22 protein-coding genes and 2 pseudogenes are annotated in these 23,985 nt (G+C 73.0%); 11 read left to right on the top strand and 13 right to left on the bottom strand.

Features of this window, described 5'->3' with window-relative positions; translation table 11 throughout:
- Positions 1-69 precede the first annotated feature (69 nt).
- The 6 genes from QFZ82_RS18460 to QFZ82_RS18435 all read left to right on the top strand — a co-directional run bounded on the left by QFZ82_RS18460 (position 70) and on the right by QFZ82_RS18435 (position 7,417).
- Positions 70-1,284, top strand: coding sequence for a 3-hydroxybenzoate 6-monooxygenase (locus tag QFZ82_RS18460; RefSeq protein ID WP_307714218.1), 1,215 nt, complete (start codon positions 70-72; stop codon positions 1,282-1,284).
- Between the two features lie 2 nt (positions 1,285-1,286).
- A complete protein-coding gene (gene aroC, locus QFZ82_RS18455) occupies positions 1,287-2,471 on the top strand; it encodes a chorismate synthase (RefSeq protein WP_307714217.1) in 1,185 nt (394 codons plus the stop codon).
- 278 nt (positions 2,472-2,749) lie between these two features.
- Positions 2,750-3,838, top strand: a complete 1,089-nt coding sequence (locus QFZ82_RS18450; protein WP_307717762.1) for an LLM class flavin-dependent oxidoreductase — start codon at positions 2,750-2,752, stop codon at positions 3,836-3,838.
- A gap of 207 nt (positions 3,839-4,045) precedes the next feature.
- Positions 4,046-4,792: a DsbA family protein gene (locus QFZ82_RS18445; RefSeq protein ID WP_307714216.1), complete on the top strand. Its 747-nt coding sequence runs from the start codon at positions 4,046-4,048 to the stop codon at positions 4,790-4,792.
- 139 nt (positions 4,793-4,931) lie between these two features.
- Positions 4,932-6,029: a phenazine antibiotic biosynthesis protein gene (locus tag QFZ82_RS18440; protein ID WP_177149579.1), complete on the top strand. Its 1,098-nt coding sequence runs from the start codon at positions 4,932-4,934 to the stop codon at positions 6,027-6,029.
- A complete protein-coding gene (locus QFZ82_RS18435; RefSeq protein WP_307714215.1) occupies positions 6,029-7,417 on the top strand; it encodes an aldehyde dehydrogenase family protein in 1,389 nt (462 codons plus the stop codon). Before QFZ82_RS18440 ends, QFZ82_RS18435 begins: the two co-directional genes overlap by 1 nt.
- Positions 7,418-7,514: 97 nt before the next feature.
- Here QFZ82_RS18435 and QFZ82_RS18430 read toward each other — a convergent pair whose 3' ends face one another.
- The gene (locus tag QFZ82_RS18430; protein WP_307714214.1) at positions 7,515-8,504 is read right to left on the bottom strand and encodes a ScbA/BarX family gamma-butyrolactone biosynthesis protein; all 990 of its coding nucleotides are present in this window, start codon (positions 8,502-8,504) and stop codon (positions 7,515-7,517) included.
- A gap of 146 nt (positions 8,505-8,650) precedes the next feature.
- On the opposite strand from QFZ82_RS18430, the gene QFZ82_RS18425 reads away from it, so the two are divergent.
- Complete coding sequence (locus tag QFZ82_RS18425; RefSeq protein ID WP_307714213.1) at positions 8,651-9,352, top strand: ScbR family autoregulator-binding transcription factor; 702 nt, start codon at positions 8,651-8,653, stop codon at positions 9,350-9,352.
- 96 nt (positions 9,353-9,448) lie between these two features.
- Positions 9,449-10,213, top strand: coding sequence for an SDR family oxidoreductase (locus tag QFZ82_RS18420; RefSeq protein WP_307714212.1), 765 nt, complete (start codon positions 9,449-9,451; stop codon positions 10,211-10,213).
- A gap of 66 nt (positions 10,214-10,279) precedes the next feature.
- Here the strand turns inward: QFZ82_RS18420 and QFZ82_RS18415 are convergent, their stop codons facing one another.
- Positions 10,280-10,999, bottom strand: coding sequence for a ScbR family autoregulator-binding transcription factor (locus QFZ82_RS18415; protein WP_307714211.1), 720 nt, complete (start codon positions 10,997-10,999; stop codon positions 10,280-10,282).
- A gap of 284 nt (positions 11,000-11,283) precedes the next feature.
- Between QFZ82_RS18415 and QFZ82_RS18410 the strand changes: the two genes are divergently transcribed.
- Positions 11,284-12,192 carry a zinc-binding dehydrogenase gene (locus QFZ82_RS18410; RefSeq protein WP_307714210.1) on the top strand — a complete coding sequence of 303 codons (909 nt, stop codon included), beginning with the start codon at positions 11,284-11,286 and terminating at the stop codon, positions 12,190-12,192.
- Between the two features lie 251 nt (positions 12,193-12,443).
- On the opposite strand, the gene QFZ82_RS18405 is transcribed toward QFZ82_RS18410, so the two are convergent.
- Together QFZ82_RS18405 and QFZ82_RS18400 are read right to left on the bottom strand one after the other, a co-directional pair.
- The gene (locus QFZ82_RS18405; RefSeq protein ID WP_307714209.1) at positions 12,444-14,102 is read right to left on the bottom strand and encodes a bifunctional 3'-5' exonuclease/DNA polymerase; all 1,659 of its coding nucleotides are present in this window, start codon (positions 14,100-14,102) and stop codon (positions 12,444-12,446) included.
- 48 nt (positions 14,103-14,150) lie between these two features.
- Positions 14,151-14,711 carry a sugar O-acetyltransferase gene (locus QFZ82_RS18400; protein WP_307714208.1) on the bottom strand — a complete coding sequence of 187 codons (561 nt, stop codon included), beginning with the start codon at positions 14,709-14,711 and terminating at the stop codon, positions 14,151-14,153.
- Positions 14,712-14,822: 111 nt separating this feature from the next.
- Here QFZ82_RS18400 and QFZ82_RS18395 point away from each other — a divergent pair, with 111 nt between their 5' ends.
- Positions 14,823-15,485, top strand: a complete 663-nt coding sequence (locus tag QFZ82_RS18395; RefSeq protein ID WP_307714207.1) for a lipoprotein — start codon at positions 14,823-14,825, stop codon at positions 15,483-15,485.
- Positions 15,486-15,744: 259 nt separating this feature from the next.
- Here QFZ82_RS18395 and QFZ82_RS18390 read toward each other — a convergent pair.
- Both QFZ82_RS18390 and QFZ82_RS18385 read right to left on the bottom strand, forming a co-directional pair.
- Positions 15,745-15,831: pseudogene (locus QFZ82_RS18390) on the bottom strand (hypothetical protein); the annotation flags it as partial.
- A 1,388-nt stretch (positions 15,832-17,219) separates the two neighbouring features.
- A pseudogene (locus tag QFZ82_RS18385) lies at positions 17,220-17,423 on the bottom strand (ATP-binding cassette domain-containing protein); the annotation flags it as partial.
- Positions 17,424-17,518: 95 nt separating this feature from the next.
- Here QFZ82_RS18385 and QFZ82_RS18380 point away from each other — a divergent pair.
- Complete coding sequence (locus tag QFZ82_RS18380; protein WP_307714206.1) at positions 17,519-18,640, top strand: DUF2786 domain-containing protein; 1,122 nt, start codon at positions 17,519-17,521, stop codon at positions 18,638-18,640.
- Between the two features lie 56 nt (positions 18,641-18,696).
- Here QFZ82_RS18380 and QFZ82_RS18375 read toward each other — a convergent pair whose 3' ends face one another.
- The 7 genes from QFZ82_RS18375 to rpmB form a co-directional block, all read right to left on the bottom strand.
- Positions 18,697-19,347 (bottom strand): LUD domain-containing protein, encoded by a 651-nt coding sequence (locus QFZ82_RS18375; RefSeq protein WP_307714205.1) that lies wholly within the window; start codon positions 19,345-19,347, stop codon positions 18,697-18,699.
- Complete coding sequence (locus QFZ82_RS18370) at positions 19,344-20,903, bottom strand: LutB/LldF family L-lactate oxidation iron-sulfur protein (RefSeq protein ID WP_307714204.1); 1,560 nt, start codon at positions 20,901-20,903, stop codon at positions 19,344-19,346. The genes QFZ82_RS18375 and QFZ82_RS18370 overlap by 4 nt, the downstream gene beginning before the upstream one ends.
- Complete coding sequence (locus QFZ82_RS18365; protein WP_307714203.1) at positions 20,900-21,667, bottom strand: (Fe-S)-binding protein; 768 nt, start codon at positions 21,665-21,667, stop codon at positions 20,900-20,902. The genes QFZ82_RS18370 and QFZ82_RS18365 overlap by 4 nt, the downstream gene beginning before the upstream one ends.
- 51 nt (positions 21,668-21,718) lie before the next feature.
- The gene (locus QFZ82_RS18360) at positions 21,719-22,468 is read right to left on the bottom strand and encodes a FadR/GntR family transcriptional regulator (RefSeq protein ID WP_307714202.1); all 750 of its coding nucleotides are present in this window, start codon (positions 22,466-22,468) and stop codon (positions 21,719-21,721) included.
- A gap of 370 nt (positions 22,469-22,838) precedes the next feature.
- Complete coding sequence (locus tag QFZ82_RS18355; protein ID WP_307714201.1) at positions 22,839-23,300, bottom strand: hypothetical protein; 462 nt, start codon at positions 23,298-23,300, stop codon at positions 22,839-22,841.
- An 86-nt stretch (positions 23,301-23,386) separates the two neighbouring features.
- Positions 23,387-23,692 (bottom strand): 30S ribosomal protein S14, encoded by a 306-nt coding sequence (gene rpsN, locus QFZ82_RS18350; RefSeq protein ID WP_307714200.1) that lies wholly within the window; start codon positions 23,690-23,692, stop codon positions 23,387-23,389.
- Positions 23,692-23,928 carry a 50S ribosomal protein L28 gene (gene rpmB / locus QFZ82_RS18345; RefSeq protein ID WP_307714199.1) on the bottom strand — a complete coding sequence of 79 codons (237 nt, stop codon included), beginning with the start codon at positions 23,926-23,928 and terminating at the stop codon, positions 23,692-23,694. Before rpmB ends, rpsN begins: the two co-directional genes overlap by 1 nt.
- Between the last annotated feature and the right edge of the window lie 57 nt (positions 23,929-23,985).

Here is a 23,985-nt window from a genome sequence, read left to right as displayed (position 1 = left end):
CGTACGGCATTGCACGGCACAGCAGCGCCCAACGACCAGCAGACACACGTAGCGAGAAATGAGAGCGAGATGTCGGACATCATCATTGCGGGCGGCGGGATCGGCGGTCTGGCGGCGGCCCTGAGCATCTCCCGTCGCGGCCACCGGGTCACCGTCCTGGAGGCCCGCGACACCTTCACCGAGATCGGCGCCGGCATCCAGCTCGGCCCGAACGCCTTCCAGGCCCTCGACCAGCTCGGCGTCGGCGACGAGGTCCGCGCCCGCGCCGTGCACATCGACGAACTGCGCTTCATGGACGGCACCACCGGCGAGAAGGTCGCCTCCATGCCGCTCACCGGCGACTACCGCCGCCGGTTCGGCAACCCGTACGCCGTCGTCCACCGCATCGACCTCTACGCGCCGCTGCTGGAGGCGTGCCGCGGCGTCGACACGATCGAGCTGCGCACCGAGGCGTCGGTGGTGAGCTACGAGCAGAACGACGGCTCGGTCACCGTGCGTCTCACCTCCGGCGAGGAGGTCACCGGCGCGGCGCTCATCGGCGCCGACGGCATCAACTCCTTCGTCCGCAAGAAGCTCGTCGGCGACGGCTTCCCGCGTGTGTCCGGGCACACGATCTACCGCTCGGTGATCCCGATGGAGCAGGTCCCCGAGGAGCTGCGCTGGAACACCGTCACGCTGTGGGCCGGGCCCAAGTGGCACTTCGTCCACTACCCCATCGGCGAGGGCAAGTTCCTCAACCTGGCCGCCACCCGCGACGACGGCGCCACGAAGGCCGTCCTCGGCGAGCCGGTCGGCAAGGACCATGTACTCGGAGAGTTCCCCGAGCTGGGCGACACCGCGCGGCGCCTGCTGAACCTCGGCGAGGACTGGCGCAGCTGGGTCCTGTGCGACCGCGACCCGGTCGACACCTGGACCGACGGCCGGGTCGTCCTCGTCGGCGACGCCGCCCACCCGATGCTCCAGTACGCGGCCCAGGGCGCCTGCCAGGCGGTCGAGGACGCGGTCGTGCTCGGCGAGCTGATCGGCACCGAGGAGTCCGAGTTCGAGGTGAACTTCCAGAAGTTCAACGCCGAGCGCCGCGAGCGCACGGCCGCGACCCAGCTCGTCGCGCGCGAGATGGGCCGGCAGCTGTACCACCCCGCGGGCGAGGCGGCCAAGGAGCGCAACGCGATGCTGGCCTCCCTCAGCGCCGAGGACATGTACGACAAGGTCGCCTGGCTGCACGGCAGCAAGGTCGGCGTCGCCGGCCACGTCGCCCCGCCCGTGCCCGCCGGACTGGTCTGATCATGGGTGGTCTGCGCTGGCTCACCGCGGGTGAGTCGCACGGCCCCGCGCTGGTCGCGACGCTGGAGGGGCTGCCCGCCGGTGTGCCGGTCACCACGGACGTGGTGACGGACGCCCTGGCGCGGCGGCGCCTCGGGTACGGACGCGGCGCGCGGATGAAGTTCGAGCGGGACGAGGTGTCCTTCCTCGGCGGCGTCCGGCACGGCCTGACCCAGGGCGGGCCCGTCGCCGTCATGGTCGGCAACACCGAGTGGCCCAAGTGGGAACAGGTGATGTCGGCGGACCCGGTCGATCCGGAGATCCTGGCGGGTCTGGCCCGCAACGCTCCGCTGACCCGGCCGCGGCCCGGTCACGCCGATCTGGCCGGCATGCAGAAGTACGGCTTCGACGACGCCCGCCCGGTGCTGGAGCGGGCGAGTGCCCGGGAGACCGCGGCGCGCGTCGCGCTCGGCGCGGTCGCCCGCGCGTTCCTCGCCGAGACGGCCGGGATCGAGATCCTGTCCCATGTCGTCGAGCTGGGAGCGGCGCGGACCCCGTCCGGGCTGCTGCCGGTCCCCGGGGACGTGGAGCGGCTGGACGCCGACCCGGTGCGCTGCCTGGACGCGGCGGGGAGCCGGGCGATGGTCGCCGAGATCGACCAGGCCCACAAGGACGGCGACACGCTCGGCGGCGTCGTGGAGGTGCTGGCGTACGGGGTGCCGGTCGGCCTGGGCAGCCATGTCCACTGGGACCGGCGCCTGGACGCCCGACTGGCCGCCGCGTTGATGGGCGTCCAGGCGATCAAGGGCGTCGAGGTGGGCGACGGGTTCGAGCTGGCCCGGGTGCCCGGCTCCAAGGCGCACGACGAGATCGTGGCCACGGAGCAGGGCGTGCGGCGCACGTCGGGCCGTTCGGGCGGCACCGAGGGCGGCATGTCGACGGGCGAGGTGCTGCGGGTGCGGGCGGCGATGAAGCCGATCGCGACCGTGCCGCGGGCGCTCGCCACGTTCGACGTCCGCACCGGTGAGCCCGCGCAGGCGCACCACCAGCGCTCCGACGTGTGCGCGGTGCCCGCCGCCGGGATCGTCGCCGAGGCGATGGTCGCGCTGGTGCTCGCGGACGCCGTCGTCGAGAAGTTCGGCGGCGACAGCGTCACCGAGACCCGCCGCAACGTCGGCTCGTACCTCGACGCGCTCGCGGTCCGCTGACGGAGACCAACAAGTCTGGTGCACAGCCGACCTGACGGAGTAGCAGCGCCACGGTTCGGTGCGGGGGCCCGCGAGGGAACACTGGGCGCCGTGAGGCAGACGGCGGAGGAAGGGCGGCGAGCCCTTCCTCCCGCGGGTACCCGGACCGGCAGGCCGGCCACCGCACGGGCCGGCGGACGGGCGCATGCGGCCCCGGCCCGGTCCGGGAAGCCGGAGGAAGCGGCCGCCGGGACCGGCGGCATCTCTCAGTGAGTCCGGGCGGAGATGGGATGGACAGCATGCAGTTCGGCATATTCAGCATCGGGGACGTGGGCAGGGACCCGCACACCGGCCGCACGCCCGGCGAGCACGAGCGCATCAAGGCGATGGTCGCGCTCGCCGAGAAGGCGGAGGAGATCGGCCTGGACGTGTTCGCCACCGGCGAGCACCACAACCCGCCGTTCGTGCCGTCGTCCCCGACGACGCTGCTCGGCCACATCGCCGCGCGGACGCGGCGGATCATCCTGTCCACGGCCACCACGCTGATCACCACCAACGACCCGGTGAAGATCGCCGAGGACTACGCGATGCTCCAGCACCTCGCGGACGGCCGGGTCGACCTGATGATGGGCCGGGGCAACACGGCTCCCGTGTACCCCTGGTTCGGCAAGGACATCCGGCAGGGCATCCCGCTCGCCGTCGAGAACTACGCGCTGCTGCACCGGCTGTGGCGCGAGGAGACGGTGGACTGGGAGGGCCGGTTCCGTACGCCGCTGCAGAGCTTCACGGCGACGCCCCGGCCGCTGGACGGGGTGCCGCCGTTCGTCTGGCACGGCTCCATCCGCTCCCCCGAGATCGCCGAGCAGGCCGCGTACTACGGCGACGGCTTCTTCGCGAACCACATCTTCTGGCCGAAGGACCATTTCGTCCGGCTGGTCAATCTGTACCGGGAGCGTTACGCGCACCACGGACACGGCGCGCCCGAGCAGGCGATCGTCGGACTGGGCGGCCAGTTCTTCCTGCGGAAGAATTCCCAGGACGCGGTCCGGGAATTCCGCCCCTACTTCGACAACGCCCCGCTGTACGGCGGCGCCCGTCTGGAAGATTTCATGGAGCAGACACCGCTGAGCGTCGGCTCCCCGCAGGAGGTCATCGACAAGACGCTGGGATTCCGGGAGACGTTCGGCGACTACCAGCGGCAGTTGTTCATCGTCGACGCGCACTCGATTCCGCTGAAGACCGCGCTGGAACAGCTCGACCTGTTCGGCGAGGAGGTTCTCCCGGTGCTCCGCAAGGAGTTCGCGTCGGGCCGCGCCGCCGATGTGCCGGCCGGGCCGACGCACGCGGAGCGCGTCACCCGCCGGGACCGGGAGCGTGCCGCGCGGTGAGCCGCGACGTCCGTACGTGAGAGGGGCCCGCCGGACACCCGGCGGGCCCCTCTTGCCTGTTCACCGCGGGGAAGTGACGAAGTCCCCCGCGCGCGCTGCGCAACGCGGCGTGCCGCCGGTCACACTGACGGTGCCGCGCCACGGCCGGCGGCGGTGGTTCTCCCCGGCCTCTGGGCACGGCCCGGACTCCAGGAAAGAGGACACCTGATGAACCCCTTGGCCGACGCTCGGACCCTGCCCGTGACGGCGGACGACTCGCTCTTCTCCTCCGACGCCCGCACCGTGACCGTGTGGTCGGACATCGGCTGCCCCTGGGCCACACTGGCCCTGCACACGCTGCACGCGGCCGCCGAGCGGCGCGGCGCCGAACTCGTCGTGGACCACCGGGTGTTCCCGCTGGAGCTGTTCAACAGCCAGTCGACGCCGAAGCCGATCATCGACGCCGAGGTGGTCGCGATCGGCGCCAAGGTGCCCGCGCTGGGGTGGCGCCTGTGGACCTCGCCCGAGTACACCTACCCGGTGACGACCCTGCCGGCGATGGAGGCCGTCCAGGCGGCCAAGGACCCGGCCGTCGGCGGCCTGCGCGCGTCCGACCAGCTCGACACCGCGCTGCGGCACGCCTTCTACGGCGAGGGTCGCTGCATCAGCCTCACGGCCGAGATACTCGCCGTCGCCGCCGCGTGCCCCCTCGTCGACGAGAAGGCCCTCGCCTCGGCCGTCGAGCGGGGCGAGGGGCGTGCCGCCGTGTACCGCGACTGGGCGGTGGCGCGCGGTCCCCGGGTGCAGGGCAGCCCGCACCTGTTCACGGCGGCCGGCGTCGACGTGCACAACCCCGGCGCCGACTTCCGCTGGACGGCCGACCCGCAGCAGGGCGGCTTCCCGGACTTCCGCGCCTACACCGCGGACTGGACGGACGGGGTCCTGGATTCCGTTTCCCTTTCGGCGCAGGACTGATGGCGCTTCGTCAATTCAATTCGCCGGTCACATGACAGAGTAAAACGGCCGCCTTTGCGGGGTCGATGCGCGGGCATTTGAATGATGTGGACAAGCTGACTTCTTCTTTCTCTTGTTGTTTCCCGAAGGGAGCACATCGGTGTCCGCCATCGATCCCATTCTCGAGCTGCCGTACGGTGTCACGCCGGACCCGGACGAATTCCTCCGCGCGGCGCTCCGCTGGCATTTCTCGCCGGAGACCGGTTCGCCGTTCTGGCTGGCACAGGCGCAGAAGCTGGAGTTCGACCCCATTGCCGATGTGCGCGGGTTCGACGACCTCAAGCTGTTCCCCAACGTGGCGAACTCGCTGCGCGACGTCCGCGCGGAGGACCTGATCCCCCGCGGCTACGGCCCCCGCCCGAAGGTCGTCGGTGTCTTCGACAGCGGCGGCACGACGGGCGCGCCGAAGCGCGTGGTCATGCTCCAGGAGTGGCTGGAGATGCTGATCGCGCACAGCAACGCGCAGCTCGACGCCCATGGCGTGCCGCGCGACGTGAACTGGCTGCTGTCGATCCCGTCCGGCCCGCACATGGTCGGCGCGACCTTCCAGCAGCTGGTGGCGGCCCGCGGCGGCCTGTCGTTCACGATCGACGTCGACCCGCGCTGGGTGAAGAAGATCATCGCCCGTGGCGCCGAGACCGAGGCCGACCTCTACACCGACCACCTGGTCGACCAGCTCTCCCACGCGCTGGCATCCCAGGACATCGGCGTCCTGATGCTGACGCCGCCGGTGCTGGAGCGGCTGAGCCGGCGCGACGACCTCGTCGAGCTGGTGCGCAAGAAGGTCAAGGCGATCATGTGGGTCGGCACCCAGCTCGACCCCGACACCCGTCATCTGTACCGCACCGAGCTGTACCCGGGCATCGCCCTCTACAGCGGCTTCGGCAACACGATGACCCTCGGCCACGTCAGCGAGCGTCCCGGTCTGAGCGACGACGAGCCGTGCGTCTACGACCCGTTCTCGCCGTACATGACCTACAACGTGATCGACCTGGAGGCCCGCAAGCCCGTCGAGTACGGCGAGCGCGGCCGGGTCGTCATGAACTACGTCGGCAAGAGCCTGTTCCTGCCGAACAACCTGGAGCGGGACTTCGCCACCCGTATCCGCCCGCTGGAGGGCCAGGTCGGCGACTCGGTCGCGGACATCGCACCGGTGCGCGAGTTCGACGACGAGAAGGTCATCGAGGGGGTCTACTGATGACCGCCGAACCGGTCGCCCTCGACGCGCTCGGCCCGAACGGGCCCTACCGGTCCCGCAAGCGGCTCACCATCCCCGACGTGGCCGGCGCCCCCACCGCCGAACTGAGCCTCGTCCCCGCGCTGTTCGTCGGCCGCGCCATGGTCGCGCTGCGCAAGGCGCGTCCGCTGCCGCAGGAGCATCGGCTCGCCGCCCTCTCCCGCGCGGGCCGCATCTTCCGCGAGCAGGAGGTCGGCGGCCTGTCGTACGAGGAGTACGAGCGGACCGTCTCGCGGATCTGCGGTGTGCCCCTGCAGGCCGTGCGGTCGGCGGCCGACGAGATCGCCGACTCCGCCGAGCGCGTGCTGACCCCGTCGTACAACGCGCGCCCCACGGGCGCCGTCTCCGACTGGCGACACCCGCTGACCCGCATCGGCCGCGCGGTGTGGACGCGGCGCGGCGAGGTCCTCGCCGTCAACGCGGCGGGCAACCACCCGGCGCCGCACGCCCTGTGGCTGGAGGCACTGGCTCTCGGCTACCGGGTCGCCGTACGGCCCTCGCGCCGTGAGCCGTTCACCCCCCACCGGCTGGTGACCGCGCTGCGGGCCGCGGGCTTCGGCGACGACCAGGTCGTCCTGCTGCCCACGGACCACTCGGTCGCGGACGAGGTCATGGCCGGGGCCGACCTGAGCATCAGCTACGGCGGCGACGACGTGGTCCAGAAGTACGCGGCCGACACGACGGTGCTCGCGCAGGGCCCCGGACGTTCCAAGATCCTCGTCACCGCCGACGCCGACTGGCGCGAGCATCTGGACACGATCGTGGACTCGGTGGCCCACCACGGCGGCGTCAAGTGCGTCAACACGACCGCCGTGTTCGTCGAGGGCGACCCGGCACCGCTGGCCGCGGCGATCGCCGAGCGGCTGGCCGCGCTGCCGTCGCTGCCGCCCGAGGACGAGAAGGCCGTCCTGCCCGTGCAGCCGGCCGAGACCGCGCGGAACCTCGAGCGCTACCTGCTGGCCCAGGCCGCCGGGACCACCGCGCACCTCGGCGGGGACGGTGTCGTCGAGGAACTGCCGGACGGCAGTGCGGTGCTGCGGCCCGCCGTCCACGAACTCACCGGCACCGAGAGCGGTCAGCACCGTGTCGAACTGTCTTTCCCCTGCGTGTGGGTGGCGCCGTGGAGCCCCGCCGACGGCATCGCGTCGCTGCGCGAGACCCTCGTGCTCGGCGTGATCACCGGGGACGAGGAATCACACGCCGACCTCATCGACGCGCTGGTGGAGGACCCGAGCATCTGCAACGTCCACCTGGGGGACCACCCGACCCACTGGATGGACCGCAGCGTGCCGCACGACGGCTACCTGGGCGAGTTCCTGATGCGCACCAAGACCGTCATCCGCGGCTGAGGGGCACCCCCCCCACAGGCCGGAGGCCCTGTCCATACCCCGGACAGGGCCTCCTCCTTGTCGTCGGTCACGCACCTGACCGACAGGTCGTGCGCTCCTACCACTCGCCCACGGCGGGAGGCCACTTGACGCAGGACGTGAGGACACAGCGGAAGGTGAGTTCACCGTGCTGGATCCCGGTCACCTCGATCGCCCTGCTGCCGGGGAGCGCGCCCTGGACGTCGCGCGCCTCGATCCAGCAGGGGGTGTCGAACTCCACGTACTTCGTGGGCACGATGGAGGTCGACGTCGGCACGAAGCCGTCGGGCCCCGCGTGGGCGAACGCCGCCTGGTGGGCGGCCTCGACGAGGACCAGGCCCGGCACGTGGTCGACCGGGTGGTCCAGCAGGGCCAGATGTCCGGTGTCGCCGCGCAGTTCCCACCGGCTGGTCCTGTCGGTGGGGGCGAGCGTCACCTCGTCCTCGGCGCGCCGGCCCACGAGGGCCGGAGCGACGGGGGCCGGGGCACCGGCCGGCCGGGCGGAGGCGTACGCTCCACGCAGCCGTCCGTACACGTTCGCCGGCACCCAGCTGAACGCGGCGCTGCAGGTCACGAAGATCGTGCCCTCGTGCGAGAACACGAAGTGCATGTCCAGGCTGCGGCGTCCGGACGGGACGCACCGGACGTCGATCTCGATGGCATCCATGGTCCGGTCCACCGTGGGGTAGTCCGGATCCGAGGAGTACTGGAGCTTGTTCATGAGGTACTGGTCGGCGGTGGGGGTCTCGAACCCCGCGTGCGCCAGCAGCAGACCCGCCTGACGGATGGTCTGCACCACGAGCATTTCGTTGTGCCGTGCCCTCGGTGCGGGGGCGAAGAACCCGTGGGCCACCGTCCAGTCGGCGGAGAGGTGGAATCGGTCCTCGCCCAGGCGCGTCCACGAGGTGATCAGGATGTCGTCCTCGGCGACGCGGTGCACGAACTTCGGAGTGATCGGTCCGCTCGGCCGGGTGCCGACCGTGGAGACCACCGCGGCGGTCGGCGACGAAACCGACCGGCGGATCTTGCGTGTGGTCCTTTTTCGGGCATGGATGGACAACTGAGACATAGAACCCCCCAGGCTCGTAGACCTTCTACGTGGGAACGGCCGTCCGTTCCCCTGCTAAGATACGGACTGCCCGGTTTGTTTTGTCAATCGATCCGCGGCAAACTCAAGAAGAACTTGAAAGCGAACGGGGAGTGAGAGGAGGCCTGATGGCACGTCAGGAACGCGCGACCAGGACTCGCGCGACCATCCTTGAGGCAGCCGCCACCGTCTTCGCGGAGCGGGGCTACGAGGCCGCGACCATCGCGGACATCCTGGCCCGCGCCGATGTGACGAAAGGCGCGCTGTACTTCCACTTCTCGTCCAAGGAAGACCTGGCCAGAGGGGTCCTCGCCTACGCGGTGACCACCGAGGGCGTCCCCGAGCAGCCGTCCAAGCTCCAGGAAGTCGTGGACGTCAGCATGGTGCTGGCCTACCGGCTGCCCCGCGAGGTCGTCCTGCGCGCGGCCGCGCGCCTCGCCGCCGACCAGAGCTCGCGGGACCTCTTCGGCGCCCCGTACAGCGAGTGGACCGAACTGATCGCGAGCCTGCTCGATCAGGCCAAGGCGCAGGGCGAACTGCTCCCGCACGTGCTGCCCGAGGAGACGGCCGGGATCCTCGTCGGCGCCTTCACCGGCCTGTCGCTCACCTCGCAGGCGTCGTCGGACATCTCGTGTCTGGAGCGCCAGGTGGGCCTGATGTACGACCACATGCTGCCCGCCATCGCCGTCCCCGGGATCCTCGGCCGGCTGGACACCAGTCCCGACCGCGGTGCCCGGGTGTCCGCCCAGGCCGCCGAGGAGGACGGACCGGCCGAGAGGGACGGCGAGGAGGGCGCGGCACTCACGGCGGGGGCGGCGGCGGGCGCCTAGGCACTGCAGCCAGGCCTTCCGGCGGGCTCACGCCGGCCGGAAGGCCGCCACAACATCACGCGCGAAATCGATCACTTCGAAGGGGAGGGCGGTCGCATGACTGCTTCGGGTGCAAGGACAGCGCTGGTCACGGGAGCGAGCAGGGGGATCGGCCGCGGCATAGCGCAGCGGCTGGCGAGGGACGGATTCCTCGTCGCGGTCCACTACGGGAGCAACGACGCGGCCGCGAAGGAGACGGTCGAGTCGATCATCGCGGAGGGCGGGCAAGCCTTCGCCGTGCGCGCCGATCTGGCCGCCGGCGACGGTGTGGCCGCGCTCTACGAGGGGTTCGGCGAGGGCATGGCGGCGCAGGGAGCCGAGCCGGGGCTCGACGTGCTGGTCAACAACGCCGCGCTCGGGCCGACGGCCCGGATCGACGAGGTGACCGAGGCCGACTTCGACCTGCTGTTCACGGTGAACGTCAAGGCGCCGTTCTTCCTGGTCCAGCGGGGTCTCGGGCTGCTGCGCGACGGCGGGCGCGTGGTCAACATCTCCTCGGGCGTGACCCGGATGGCGTTCCCCGAGGCCATCGCGTACTCGATGACCAAGGGCGCCGTGGACACCTTCACCCTGGCCCTGGCCAAGGAACTCGCCGGACGCGGGATCACCGTGAACACGGTGGCGCCGGGCTTCGTCGAGACGGACATGAACGCGCCGCTGCGCTCGACCCCGGAGGGCGCCGCCTTCCTGGAGAGCTTCTCCGCCTTCGGCCGCATCGGGCAGCCGGCCGACATCGCGGACGTCGTGGGCTTCCTGGCGTCCGAGGAGTCCCGCTGGGTCACCGGGCAGTACATCGACGCCACGGGCGGCTCACGGCTCTGACGCGGGGGCCTCAGGCCCCTGTCACGGCCCGACGGGCAGGGGCGGGATGCGGTCGGCCGCGGGCTTTCAGGGCTCCGCCGCGTGCGGTCCCAGCGGGCACAGGGCGCTGTCCTGGCCGTCCCCGGTACGGGTGCCGTCCGCCATCAGCACCGGCAGGTGCCCGGCGGCGGCGACCTCCGGCAGTACGAGCTCCCAGATCCGGCTGAGCCACGCGCGGGGCGGCTCGGGGGGATCGTCAACGCCCTGCGGCGGTACCAGTTCGGCCAGGACGCCGTGGTCGCGCACGGTCGTCTCCAGACCTGACATCAGGTACGCCACGAGTACCGCGACCGTGTGGACGTTCGCATCAGGGATCAGGGACCCGTCCGTGCGGGCGTGGCGCAGCAGCCGGCGTACGGCCTCCGCCCAGGCCGCGTTCCAGTGGTGCGGGAGCTCGGTGCTCGCGGGACGCTCCCGGGCCAGCCGGGCTCCCGCCCGTGCGACGGGGTCCCTCTCCAGCAGGGCGGCGAGCTCGTGCGTGATGTCGATGACGGACTGCAATGCCGGGCCGGGGCGGCGGCGGACGTCGTCGACGACGGTCCGGGCGGCGAGGTGGGCGGACTCCTGGACGGCGTCCGCGAGTTCGTCCTTGGAGGCGAAGTGGAACGACAGCGCGCCCTTGGACACACCGGCGGCCTCGCTGATCCGGGTGAGGGAGGAGCGCTCGTAGCCGACCTCGTCGAAGGTCAGGGCCGCCGCGCGGATCAAGGACCGCCGGGTCTGTTCCGCCCGCTCCTGCTTGGCCACCGCCGCCACCCCTTCCTCGCGATCCGCAATACGAGGGACATCTCCCACCACAGAAACCTACCATGCGGTTTCTTTACTGGCCCTTGGTGTGCGTGGTCCGACTGGTTTTCGCTCTCATTGGCCGCTGAAACTACCCCGAATCGGGAGGTGGGAGCCGTCTCGAGGCCCAGACATTGTCATCTCCGCAGGCGTGCATGAAGAAAGAAACCGTTTAGTCGGTTGTTTATTCGAGCCCGCGCTCCGTCGGTGGGCGGGCACACCGGACAGAAGGGTGGGAATCGAGAGTGCGTGCGATCCAGTTCAGCCGATTCGGCGGTCCCGAGGTGCTGGAGGGCGTCGAGGCGCCCGATCCCGTACCGGGACCGGGCGAGCTGTTGCTCACGGTGGAGGCGGCCGGCGTGAACTACGCCGACACCCTTGTCGTCGACGGCTCCTACGCAGTAGCGGAATCGCTGCCGCGCATCCCGGGCAGCGAGGTCGTCGGCCGCACCGAGGACGGCCGCCGGGTGCTCGCCCGGGTGGCGAACGGGTACGCCGAGCTGGCCGTCGCCAAGGAGTCGGCCGTCATCGCGATACCGGACGCACTCGACGCGGGACAGGCGCTGGCCCTGTTGATGCAGGGTCTGACCGCGTGGCACCTGCTGACCTCGGCGGCTCGCCTCCAGCCGGGGGAGACGGTGGTCGTGCACGCGGCGGGCGGGGGTGTGGGCAGCCTCGCCGTACAACTCGCCGGGATCTTCGGCGCCGGGCGGGTACTGGCCCAGGCGTCGACACCCGAGAAGCGTGAACTCGCCCTGAAACTGGGGGCGGACGCGGTGGCGGAGTACCCGCTCGCGGAGCGCGCGGACGTGATCCTGGACGCGACGGGCGGGGAGTTGTTCGAGCGGGCGCTGTCGTCCCTCGCGGACTTCGGCCGCCTGGTGACGTACGGGGACGCGCGGGGGGAGGGGCTGCCGCCCGTGGACCCGGCGCGGCTGCTGCGGCTGAACGCGGCCGTGGTCGGCTTCTGGCTCCGCCCGACACTGGCGCGGCCCGGGGCGGTGTCGGGCCCGCTGGCGGAGATGCTGCGCCTGGTGACGGAGGGACGTCTGAGGCCGGTGACGTCGCCGCCGTACGCGCTCGGCGAGGCGCGCCGCGCCTTCGAGGACCTGCGCGGGCGGCGCACGACGGGCAAGGTGCTGCTCGTGCCGTGACGCCTTTTCAGCCCGGTCGGCGCTTGAGGACACTCCCCCTGCGCCCTGGCGGGGCCCTGGCGGGCGTGGGGGACCCCAGCAGGGCGTGCCGTGCCACCCCGGGGGCGGCCGGGTCCGATGCCTCGGCCGGGTCGCCGGGGCTCTGCCCCGGACCCCCGCGCCTCAATCGCCGGCGGGGCTGGACAGGCCCGGTCCGTCGGCGCAGCGGTCCGGCGAGGCTGGATTGGCCCGGTCCGCCCGCGTAGCGCGGCCTACTTCGCGTCCGCGTAGCGCTCCACCACCGCCACCGTGAAGGGGAACCGCACCGGGGTGTCGCCGAAGGCGATGCGGCCCGCGAGGGTGCCCGCCTCGCGGATCGCGCGGGTCACCGCTTCCGTCTCCTCCACCGGGCAGTGCACGATCACCTCGTCGTGCTGGAAGAACACCAGCTCCGCCCGCATCCCCGCCATTGACCGCCGCAGCGCCGCCAGCATCAGCAGGGCCCAGTCCGCGGCGCTGCCCTGCACCACGAAGTTCCTCGTGAAGCGGCCCCTCGCGCGGGCGTCCGAGGAGGAGACGCGGCCGCGGTCCTCGTCGTCCTCCTGGGGAATGCCCGCCTCCTCGGCCCCCGTCTCCTCGGCCCCCGGGCTCGTCCGGCCGAGCCAGGTGCGGACGCGGCGGCCCTCCTCGCCCGCCTTCGCCGCCTCGTCCACGTACGCCACGGCTCGCGGGAACCGGCGCCGCAGGGCCGCCAGGTTCTTCAGGCCGTCGCCCGACGTCTGCCCGTAGATCGCGCCGAGCAGCGCGAGCTTGGCGTGCGCGCGGTCGCCGGAGAACCCGCGGTCGGACAGCGCGGTGTACAGGTCGCCGTCGTGACCGGCGACCTCCATCAGCCCCCGGTCACGGGAGATCGCGGCCAGCACGCGCGGCTCCATCTGGTCCGCGTCGGCCACCACCAGCCGCCAGCCCTCGTCCGCGACCACCGCCCGCCGGATCACCTTGGGGATCTGCAGCGCCCCGCCGCCGTTGGTCGTCCACCGCCCCGAGACGGTGCCGCCTGGCTGGTACTCCGGCCGGAACCGCCCGTCGCGCACCCAGTCCTGGAGCCAGCTCCAGCCGTGCGCGGTCCAGATGCGGTACAGCTTCTTGTACCGGATCAGCGGATCGACCGCCGGATGGTCGATCTCCGCCAGCTCCCAGCGGCGGGTCGACCTCACTTTGATCCCGGCCCCCGCGAACGCCTTCACCACGTCCGCCGGCAGATCCGGCCTCACCCGCCGTCCGAACGCCGCCGAGACCTCGTCCGCCAGCTCCGCGAGGCGGCGCGGCTCGCCGCCGCCCGCGTACCGCTCGCCGAGCAGTTCGTGCAAGACCTCACGGTGCACGTCGGCCCGCCACGGCAGGCCCGCCCGGTGCATCTCGGCGGCCACCAGCATCCCCGCCGACTCGGCGGCCGTCAGCAGCCGCATCCGCCCCGGGTGTTCGGCGGCGTCGTGCCGTCTGTGCTGGCCGGCGTAGACCTCCAGCAGCGCCTCCAGCGGCAGGGGCGCCGGCTGCGGCTCGAACAACGGGGCCTGGGAGCCCGGCACGGCCGCGCGCGCCGGGGGATCGGGAGGCACGGGAGTGTTCCGCAGGCGCGCCCACGCGGCCGCCGCCGAGCGCGGCTCGCCCAGCCGTCCCTCGTGGCCGAGCAGCAGCAGCTCCGCGTCCTCGATGTCGTAGCACCGCTCGACCCTGACGCCCGCCGCGAGAAGACGGGGATAGATCTCCGCTGTGGACCGCCACACCCACCGGCCCACGGCGGGCCGGGAGCGGACCGCCTCGACGAGGTCGGGCTCGGTGACGACCGGCCCCGCGGGCAGGCCGTCGGGGCCGAGGGGGACGAGCCGTGCCCCGTCCCCGTCCGCCGCCACGGCCCACCGCTCGCTCACGGGTTCGAGTGTGGCAGCAGGGTCGGACAATGCGCCGTGCCGCCGCCGTCAGCCGGTGAGGCGGCGGACGACGCGGGCCGGGCTGCCGACCGCGAGCACCCCGGCCGGCAGGTCCCTGGTGACGACGGCCCCCGCGCCGACCACGGTGTTCTCGCCGATCGTCACTCCCGGGCACACGATCACCCCGCCGCCCAGCCACACGTTGTCGCCCACGGTCACCGGGTCCGCCCGCTCCCAGCCGGCGCGGCGGCGTTCGGTGTCCAGCTCGTGGGCGGGCGTGAGGAGCTGGACGTTCGGACCGATCTGCACGTCGGCGCCGATCGTGATGGGGGCGGCGTCCAGGAAGACCGCGTTGAAGTTGACGAACGTCCGGTCGCCGATGCGGATGTTGTAGCCGTAGTCGCACTGGAACGGCGGCCGGATGCGCACCTCCCGGCCCAGGCCGCCGAGCAGTTCGGCGAGGATCCGCTCCCGGTCCGCGGGCGCCGCGCCGCCGCCCGCGTTGTACGCGGCACACAGCGCGAAGCGCCGCCCCGTGTCCTCGGCCAGCTCGGGATCGTCGGGCAGGTACCACTCGCCGGCCAGCATCCGGTCCTTGTTCACGCCCATGCGCGGTCCGCCCCTCGGCTCCGGTCGTCGCCTCCGTACGATTGATCCTTACTACGCGGACGGTCATGGCCGCGAGCACATTCACAGGGTGGGGATCCTCCGGTGCGAGAAGTGAGGCAGGGGCGTGCGCGCGGCGCGGCCCTCAAGGCGGCGACGGCGGTCCTGGTGCTGGGCGCGGTGACCGGCTGCTCGTCGGAGCAGGCGGCGGACGCCGAGGCAGGGGCCAGGAGCACGGCGGACGCCACGGCGACGGCCGCCGCCGCGGGCTCCGCGAAGAAGGGGGCCACGATCGGCGGCCCCGACTCGCCGTGCCCGATGCCGGTCACCATCGACGTCGCGGCCGACTGGAAGCCCGAAGCGGTCGAGAGCGGCGGCGCGGACGACGAGTTCGGCGCTCTCCTGCGACAGGGTCCCGTCACGCTGGTCTGCGAGATCGACGCGAAGCCCGCCGGGAACATCGGCTTCCTCCGCGTCTGGGCGGGCGGCAAGGCGGGCGACGACGCCCGTGAGGCGCTGCGGGCGTTCGTCGCGGACGCGGCGAAGAGCCGTGAGAAGGAGACGTACACCGTCACGAAGGCGGGCGAGCGGGACGCCGTCGAGGTCACGTACGTCAACACCGACGACCTCCTCGACGAGCCGAAGAAGGAGCGCGCCTTCGCCGTGGCGACGCCCGAGGGCGTCGTGGTCGTGGACCTCGGCGGACTCGACACCCAGGAGCACGAGGAGATGCTTCCCGCGTACGAGCTGGCCAGGAAGAGCCTGCGCACGGGCTGACGCCCGATGCCCGAGCAGCACATCGCCCCGCAGGCGCGTCCGGCCGGCTCACCGCCGGACCGCCCGCGGGCAGCCGGCCACCGCCGAGAGCACCGCGACCACGGCGCACGCACCGAGCGCGAGCCCGGCCGTCCCCCACGGCACCGTGACCGCCACCGGCGCCGACAGCGCCCGCAACCGCCCCTGCGAGACCGGCGAGGCTGACGGCGGTGACCGCCGCTCCCAGCACCGCGCCGACGGCGACCGAGAGCAGCGCCTCGCCCGCGACGACGCGCAGCACCTGGGCGCGGGTCGCGCCCGCCATGCGCAGCGAGGCCAGTTCGCCGGTCCGGGCGGACGTGGCCATGAGCAGCGTGCCCGCGAGCGCGATCGCCGTGTGGACGAGGGCGATGCCGAGGACGACGAGCAGGCCGTCCGGGTCCGCGGGTTCGTGCGCGGATGGGCCGCCGCCGCCCAGGCGTCCCGGTCGCGGACCGAACCGCCGGTGGTGCGCCGCAGTTCCGCCGCCGCCGCCGCGGGCCGCACGCCGGACCCGAGCCGTACGTCGATGCGGTCCACGGCCGCCCCCGGTGCGTTCGCGGCGGTCACGTACGTCGTGTCGCCGCCCGCCCCGACCGCGAGCACGGCGGCGATCCGCAGCCGGGCGGGCCCGCCCGTCGCCGAGCCACACGTCGACGCTCTCGCCGACGGTGTGCCGCTCCCACTCCTCGCTGACGACGATCGACCGGTCGTCGAGGTCGCGCACATCGCCCGCCACGACCGCCGGCCTCGCCAGAGCCGCGAACGCCGCCGGGTCGGCCACCGCCCGCGCCCCGGACCTCACCAGCGCGGTGCCCTCCTCGCGTACGAAGACGGCGGTGGCCGCGGTCGCCGAGAGCGTCATCCCGTCCCGCGGCGCGGGCACGGTCAGCTCCTCGCCCGTGACGACCAGGTGGGCGGCGGTCCGGGCGCGTGCCTCGGCCGCCCTTGACGCGGTCACCGTCTCCGCCGAACCGAGCAGCGACCCGGCGAGCGCGACGGTGACCAGCACGGGTGCCGCGACGGCGCAGGTCCGGCGCACGGAGGCGGCCGTGTTCTCCCGTACGAGCAGCCCTGCCGCACCGCCCAGCACCGGCAGCAGCCGGGCCGCGCGGCGCACGAGCAGCGGGGCGAGGAGCGCCACGGCGGTGATCAGGACCATCGGCCGGGTCGTGTACGTCTTGCGTTTCAGCAGGTCGGCCGGGTCCGTCGCCAGACCCACAGCGGCAGCCCGGTACCGGCCGCGGCCAGGAGGAGGCCGGTGACCAGCCGCCCCCGCCCCGGACCACCACCGGTCCGAGCCTGCGCAGGGCCCGCAGCACTGCGGCGTCCACAGGCTGTGGACGGTCGAGCTTCTTCGACACCTCGGCGGTCTCCGGTTCGCGCCGCACCGTCACGGTGAGGCTGTCGCGGCCCATCACCACGACCGGTGACGCGGCGAACCGCTGCGGCGCCCGCTCCGGCGGGTCGAGGGTCGAGGCGAGCCCCAGTCCCATCGTGGTGAGCAGCCCGACGCCGAGCGCGAGGGCCACGGCACCGGCGACGAAGGTGGCCCACCGGGCACGCGGCGCGGCACACGCGACGATCAGCATGCCCGAGCTCCCGTCCCCGCGACCGTCCCGGCCACGGCATCCGGCCCGGCGCCGCGCGTGGGCTCCAGGGCGGCGAGTCGGCCCGCGACCTGTTCGGCGGACGGTGTCGTGAGCTGACCGGCGACTCGGTCCCGTCGATCTCGACCCGTCCGGACGTGGGCCGGTCGAGACCGGCGGCGCAGTTCAGCAGCGTGGACCTGCCGGAGCCGGAAGGCCCCATGACGGCGGTGAAGGACCCGTGGGCGAAGGCGAGGTCCACGCCGTCGAGGGCGGTGACGTCGCGGTGGACGCGGCGGAGCGCGGTGAGTCGTACGGCAGTCGGTTGCATGCGCTCAAGGCTTCCGGCCGCCCGCCCGCCGGTCACGGCCGCCAAGGGGCGTCCAGGAGGTGGGGCAGGCACTACCCCGTGACACCATCTGGTGTGTGAGCACGGTCGAGAAGGCGCTGGCGGCGGCGCTGTACGCGGAGGGCGACGAGTCGCTGGACACCGCCGCCTCCCTCCTCGCCGCCGACCCGTCCGCCGACGCGGAACTGCGCCGGCGCGGCGAGGAGTTGCTGCGCCGCGCCTGGGAGCGCGGCTGGCAGCCCGCCGACGTCCTGCGCCTGGTCCGGCGGGACCTCGACGACGCCCACGAGCGCCTGGCCGCCGGTCTGGTCACCGCCGAGTCGCGGGCCTACGGCGACCGGCTCGCACCGCGCTGGCGGGCCCAGCTCGCCGACGTCGCGGACCACGAGCCGTACCGGGCCGACCGGTTCACGCACGCGACCTCCGTCCTTCAGCTGTACCGCCTGCTCGCGCGTCTCCCCGCGATCGAGCCCGTCGCCCCGCCGCCGGGTGCGCCCCTGACGGCGATCGCCTCCGCGCACGAGCCGCGCATGCTCACCCGCGTCCGCGCCCTGCTGGCCAAGGCGGAGGCGACGGGCTACCCGGAGGAGGCCGAGGCGCTCACCGCGAAGGCGCAGGAACTGATGGCCCGCCACAGCATCGACGAGGCCGTCCTCGCCCACGGGGCGCACAGCAAGGACGCGCCGTCCGCGTGCCGCATCGGCGTGGACGCCCCGTACGAGACGGCCAAGGCGGTGCTGCTCGACGCGGTCGCCTCCGCGAACCGCTGCCGCGCGGTCTGGAACAGCGCCTTCGGCTTCAGCACCGTCGTGGGCTTCGAGGGCGATCTCGAAGCGGTGGAACTGCTCTACACCTCGCTGCTCGTCCAGGGCGCCGGAGCCATGACCAAGGCGGAGTCCGCCCAGCGGGCGGGCGGGCGCAGGCGCACGAAGACCTTCCGGCAGTCGTTCTGGACGGCGTACGCGTCCCGCCTGGGCGAGCATCTGGCGGCGGTGGCCGAGGAACAGGTCACGGCGGACCTGCTCCCGGTCCTGGCGACCCGCGAGGTGGCGGTAGCGGACCACGCGGACCGGATGTTCCCGGAGACGACCAGGACACGCGTCCGCGGCGCGACGGACCTCGACGGCTGGCGCGACGGCACGTCGGCGGCCGACCGGGCCCGTCGGGAGCCGCACTCGCCCCGCAAGCGGCTGCGCTAGCCGGATCCTCCCTGGCGGCGGGTCTGCCCGCAGCCCTCCGACCGCCCCCGGACGTCTCAGACGTCGGTGCGGACGATCACGTCCAGGGTGCGCGGACCGTGGACGCCCTCCACGCGCTCCAGCTCGATGTCGGAGGTGGCCGACGGGCCGCTGATCAGCGTGGTCGGCCGTCCCGGCACGAGCCGGGCGAGGGCCTCGGGGACTCCCGCCTCCACGGTGGACAGGTCGACCACGCAGACGTGGAGGTCCGGTACGAGCGACAGCGCCCGGCGGCCCTGGTCCGGCGAACCGTCCAGGAAGACGGTGCTGGTCTCCGCGCAGCCGGCGGCGGACGCCGTGACCACCGCGTCCAGCGCGTCCAGTCCGGCCGGCGGCACGTCGGCGGAGTCGACGCGCACCTCGCCGTCGTGGCCGGTCAGCCAGCCCGGGTCGAGCCCCGCCGGGACGCCGATCACGCGGGCGCCCCGCTCGCGCAGGACGCGGGCGACGACCTCGGCGGTCCGGTCGGCCGTGCAGGGGTGGACCCGCGCCCGGTAGTCGGTCAGCCGGTCGGTGAAGAGCGCCAGGCGCTCCCCGTCGGGCAGGGTGCGGCCGGTGCGGTAGTCCCGGGGCACCGTCACCTCCCGCCGGGGCGCGAGCGCGAGGGCGTCGCGGACCCGGCCGAGCACGATGTCGCGGGCCGACGGCCCGCCGACCGGTGCGGTCACTGGTCCTCCTCGGGGTGGGCGGGGCCGGCCGGCCGCCGCCGTTCGCCTTCACGGGCCGCCTCGCGCAGGGCCTCGCCGCCCTCCTGCGAGGCGAACCAGGCACGGAACGTCTGCTTCGGCGGGGCCGGTGTGTCCCGGCTGTCGCTCCAGCCCGAGAACGGCGGCGGAAGACGCCGGATCGTGCCGTCCCGTCCGGCGGCCACCCGGCCGAGCCGGGCCGCCTTCTGCGCGGCGGTGTAGAGCGTCGGCCGCTTCATCACGGCCGCGGCCGCCTTCATCGCCAGCCGCTCCCCGCCGCCCCGTGACTGCTCGGTCTTCTGGTGGCGCAGCTCGACCAGCAGCGACGGGATGTCGATCTTCACGGGGCAGGCGTCGAAGCAGGCGCCGCAGAGGCTGGAGGCGTACGGCAGCGAGGCGTTCGGGTCGTCGTCGGCGGCGTGCATCCCGGCGAGCTGCGGGGTGAGCACCGCGCCGATCGGGCCGGGATACGTCGATCCGTAGGCGTGGCCGCCGACGCGCTCGTACACCGGGCAGACGTTCAGACAGGCCGAGCAGCGGATGCAGTTGAGCGCCTCGCGGCCGGCCTGGTCGGCGAGGGCGGCGGTGCGCCCGTTGTCGAGGAGGACGAGATGGAAGTCCTGCGGCCCGTCGCCCTCGGTCACGCCCGTCCACAGCGACGTGTACGGGTTCATCCGCTCTCCGGTCGAGGAGCGCGGCAGCAACTGGAGGAAGACCTCCAGGTCCTGATGGCGCGGCAGGACCTTCTCGATGCCCATGACGGTGATCAGCGTCTCGGGCAGGGTCAGGCACATCCGGCCGTTGCCCTCGGACTCCACGACGCACAGCGTGCCGGTCTCGGCGATGCCGAAGTTGGCGCCGGACACGGCGACCTTCGTCGTCATGAACTTGTGCCGCAGATACGCGCGGGCGGCGGCCGCCAGGTGCTCCGGCCGGGAGTCGAGGTCCGGGTCGACGCCCGGGATCTCCCGCAGGAAGATGTCCCGGATCTCGTCGCGGTTGCGGTGGATCGCGGGGACCAGGATGTGCGAGGGCCGGTCGTGGCCGAGCTGCACGATCAGTTCGGCGAGGTCGGTCTCCCAGGCGGTGACGCCCTCGTCGGCCAGGTGCTCGTTGAGGCCGATCTCCTGGGTGGCCATCGACTTGACCTTGATGATCTCGTCGCTGCCGGCGGCCTTGACCAGGCGGGTGACGATCGCGTTGGCCTCGGCGCCGTCGCGGGCCCAGTGGACGGTGCCGCCGCGTTCGGTGACCTTCCGCTCCAGCTCCTCCAGCAGCTCCGGGAGCCGGTTCATGGTGTCGGTCTTGATCGCGGAGCCCGCGTCGCGAAGCCGCTCCCAGTCCGGCAGTTCACCGGTGACCGCGAGCCGCTTGGCGCGGATGGTGCGGGTGGCCCTGCCGAGGTTGCGGCGCAGCTGCGCGTTGCGCAGCTCGCCCTCGGCCGCCTCGGGGAACGGGACGTCGCCGCGCAGGTTTCCGGCGCCGTAGGGGACGCGCGGCGGCCTGGCGGGCATGCCGAGGAAGGTGCTGCTGCTCATCGGGCGGCCTCCGAGGGGGCGTACGGCGAGGTGCGGGTGGCGGCGAGGATCTGGGCGAGGTGCAGCGTGCGCGTGCCCGCCCCGGTACGGGAGAGCCCGCCGCCGATGTGCATCAGGCAGGACGAGTCGCCGGCGGTGCAGACGTCCGCGCCGGTCGAGACGACGTGGCGCATCTTGTCCTGGAGCATGGCAGTGGAGGTCCCGGCGTTCTTCAGGGCGAACGTCCCGCCGAAGCCGCAGCACGCGTCGGCCTCCAAAAGCTCCACGAGGTCGATGCCCTCCACGGCGCGCAGCAGCCGCAGCGGCTTGTCGCCGACGCGCAGCATCCGCAAGGAGTGACAGGTGGGGTGGTAGGTGACGCGGTGCGGGAAGTACGCCCCCACGTCCGTGACGCCGAGCACGTCGACGAGGAGCTCCGACAGCTCGTACGTCTTCGCCTTCACCCCGGCGACCGCCGTGACGAGCGCCGGGTCGCCGTACCGCCGGGCGACGGTCTCGTGCTGGTGGCGCACCGATCCGGCGCACGAGCCGGAGGGCATGACCACGGCGTCGATGGAGGAGTCGCCGAACCGGTCGGCGAAGTTCCGTACGAGCGGGAGGGGCTCGCGCTGGTAGCCGGTGTTGATGTGCATCTGGCCGCAGCACGTCTGCTCGGGCGGGAAGACGATGTCGTGGCCGAGGCGGGCGAGCAGGAGGGCGGTCGACCGCACCGCGTCGGGGAAGAGCGTGTCTCCCAGGCAGGTGGCGAACAGTCCGATGCGCATCGAGCGAGCCCTCCTGTGCAGTATGGTCCGACCATACTAACGACGGGCCGCTCAGGGCGAGGGCTGTGGGCCGTCCTCGTCCGAGTCGTCGACCAGGGAACCGTGGAAACCCCGGATGTGCCGCTCGGCGAGATCGGCGGCCGCGCCGCCCTCGCCCTCCCGCACCAGCCGCAGCAGCTCCGTGTGCTCGGCGCTCAGCGCGGCAGCCGTGGCGGGCCAGTCCTCCACCGCCTCCAGGGCGCGAAGGATCAGCGGCCGCACCGACTCGCGCACGGCCGAGGTGAGCGTCGAGGTGAGCCGGTTGCCGGAGCCGCGGGCGATCAGGACGTGGAAGCGGGTGTCCAGGTCGTTGAACTCCGCGACGCCGATGCCCGGTTCACGCAGGCGGGCCAGGAGGGCTTCCGCCTCCGCCAGCACCTCCCGCGAGGCGTGCCGCGCCGCGGCCTCGAAGCTGGAACGCTCCAGGACGACCCGGGCCTCCAGCATGTCCTGGAGGGTGTAGCTGCCGAGCGCGAAGTGCAGCCGCAGCAGCCGGCCGAGCGCGTCGTCCGGGTTGCGCACCATCCGGGCGCCGGAGTCGGGGCCCCGTCCGGCCTGTGCGGACAGCACGCCGATCGTCTCCAGTACCCGCAGCGCCTCCCGCAGCGCGGACCGGCTGACCCCGAGCACGGGAGCCAGCTCGCGTTCGGGCGGCAGCCGGTCGCCGGCCTTGAGTTCGCCGGAGAGTACCCGCTCCTCGATGCTCTCCAGGACGAGCTCGTGCGTGCGGGACTGCCGTACGGGGCGCCACTCGGCAGTCATCGGTCGGCTCCTCGGCTCGGTGACAGGGGTCGGCCACCACGCTAGGCCACACCCGGCCGATGATCCGACCGCTCCCGCTCCCGCCCGCGGGGCCGGCCGCTCACGCCGCGTCCAACCACCCCTCGTCCGTGCGCTGCAGGTGGCGGGCGGCGAAGGCGGTCCGGGAAGCGCAGGGCCCCCGGGCCTGGGCCCGGTCCGCGACGCGCCAACGCCGCGCTGGAGGACGTGTCCGAGGCCCTGGACGAGGAAGGGCCGCGGACCCGTGAGGGTCCGCGGCCCGCCAGGGGTGTCCGGCAGTTCGGGCCGGACCGCCCCTCGACCCGTGCGTCGGGAGGCCGGCAGTCCGGCCGCCGCGCCGGAGCCCGGTGCGTCAGGGGGCCGGTACGCCCGTCGGCAGACCGGTGGGCAGCCCCGCCGGAGGCTCGCCGGCATCGCTCTTCTTCAGCGTGTCCTTCTTGCCCGCGTCCCAGGAGATGACCAGCGTCGTCCCGTCGTTGGACTCGACCGAACCCGTCGTGCGGTCGGTGTTCCCGTCCGCGCACTTCAGCGACAGCGTCTGCCTGCCCGTCTCCTGCACCTCGCCGGTGCAGGCGTGACCGTCGGCGAGCAGCGCCGCCTTGCCCTGCGTGACGGACAGGGCGACCGGCTTGCCGTCGCTGAGGCCCGTCCAGGTGCCCTCGATGTCCCGGGGCCTGCCTTCGCCGCCGCCGGTGTCCCCGGACTCGGTGGGCGCGGCCGACGCCTTGTCGCCGCCGCCGGTGTCGTCGCTCTCACTGCTGCCGCAGCCGGTCAGGGCGAGGGCGGCGACGAGGCCGGCCGCGGCTGCCGACATGCGTACGAGCTTGTGCACTGATCTGTCCCCCTGCGGTCACGGGCCGACGCGCCCGCGTACCTGGTTGGTTGCAAGACCGCGCCAAGCTACCAGGACGATTTGCGCACCCCCGGGAGGAAGCCGGCGTGGGCCTGCTCACGCATCCGGACCCTGGACAGCCCGAACCTCCGCAGGTGGCCGCGCGGCCGTCCGTCGACGCTGTCGCGGTTGCGCACCCGGGTCGCGCTGGCGTCCCGGGGCTGACGCCTCAACTCGGCCTGTGCGGCGGCGCGTTCGGCGTCGCTGCTGGAGGGCCTGCGGATGATCTCCTTCAGCTCCGCGCGGCGCTCGGCGTACCGCTCGACGACGCTCCTGCGGCGTTCGTTGCGAGCGACCTTGCTCTTCTTCGCCATCAGACCTTCACTCCCCGGGCGCGGATGCGGACCACGGCGGCCTCGATGCCGATGGTGTCGACCGTCTTCACGGCGCGGGCGCTGAGCGTGAGGCGCACATGGCGTCCCTCACTCGGCAGCCAGTAGCGCTTGCGCTGGATGTTGGGGTCGAAGCGGCGCGATGTGCGCCGGTGGGAGTGGGAGATCCGGTTGCCGAAGCCGGGCTTCGACCCGGTCAGCATGCAGTGGGCGGACATGGGTGATGCACCTCTCGTCGAGCTCATTTGGTAATGGAAACCATTTCCATATACTAC

The organism is Streptomyces sp. V4I23 (assembly GCF_030817975.1).
In the GTDB taxonomy this organism is placed as follows: domain Bacteria; phylum Actinomycetota; class Actinomycetes; order Streptomycetales; family Streptomycetaceae; genus Streptomyces.
This window is presented reverse-complemented; position numbering and strand designations above follow the sequence as displayed.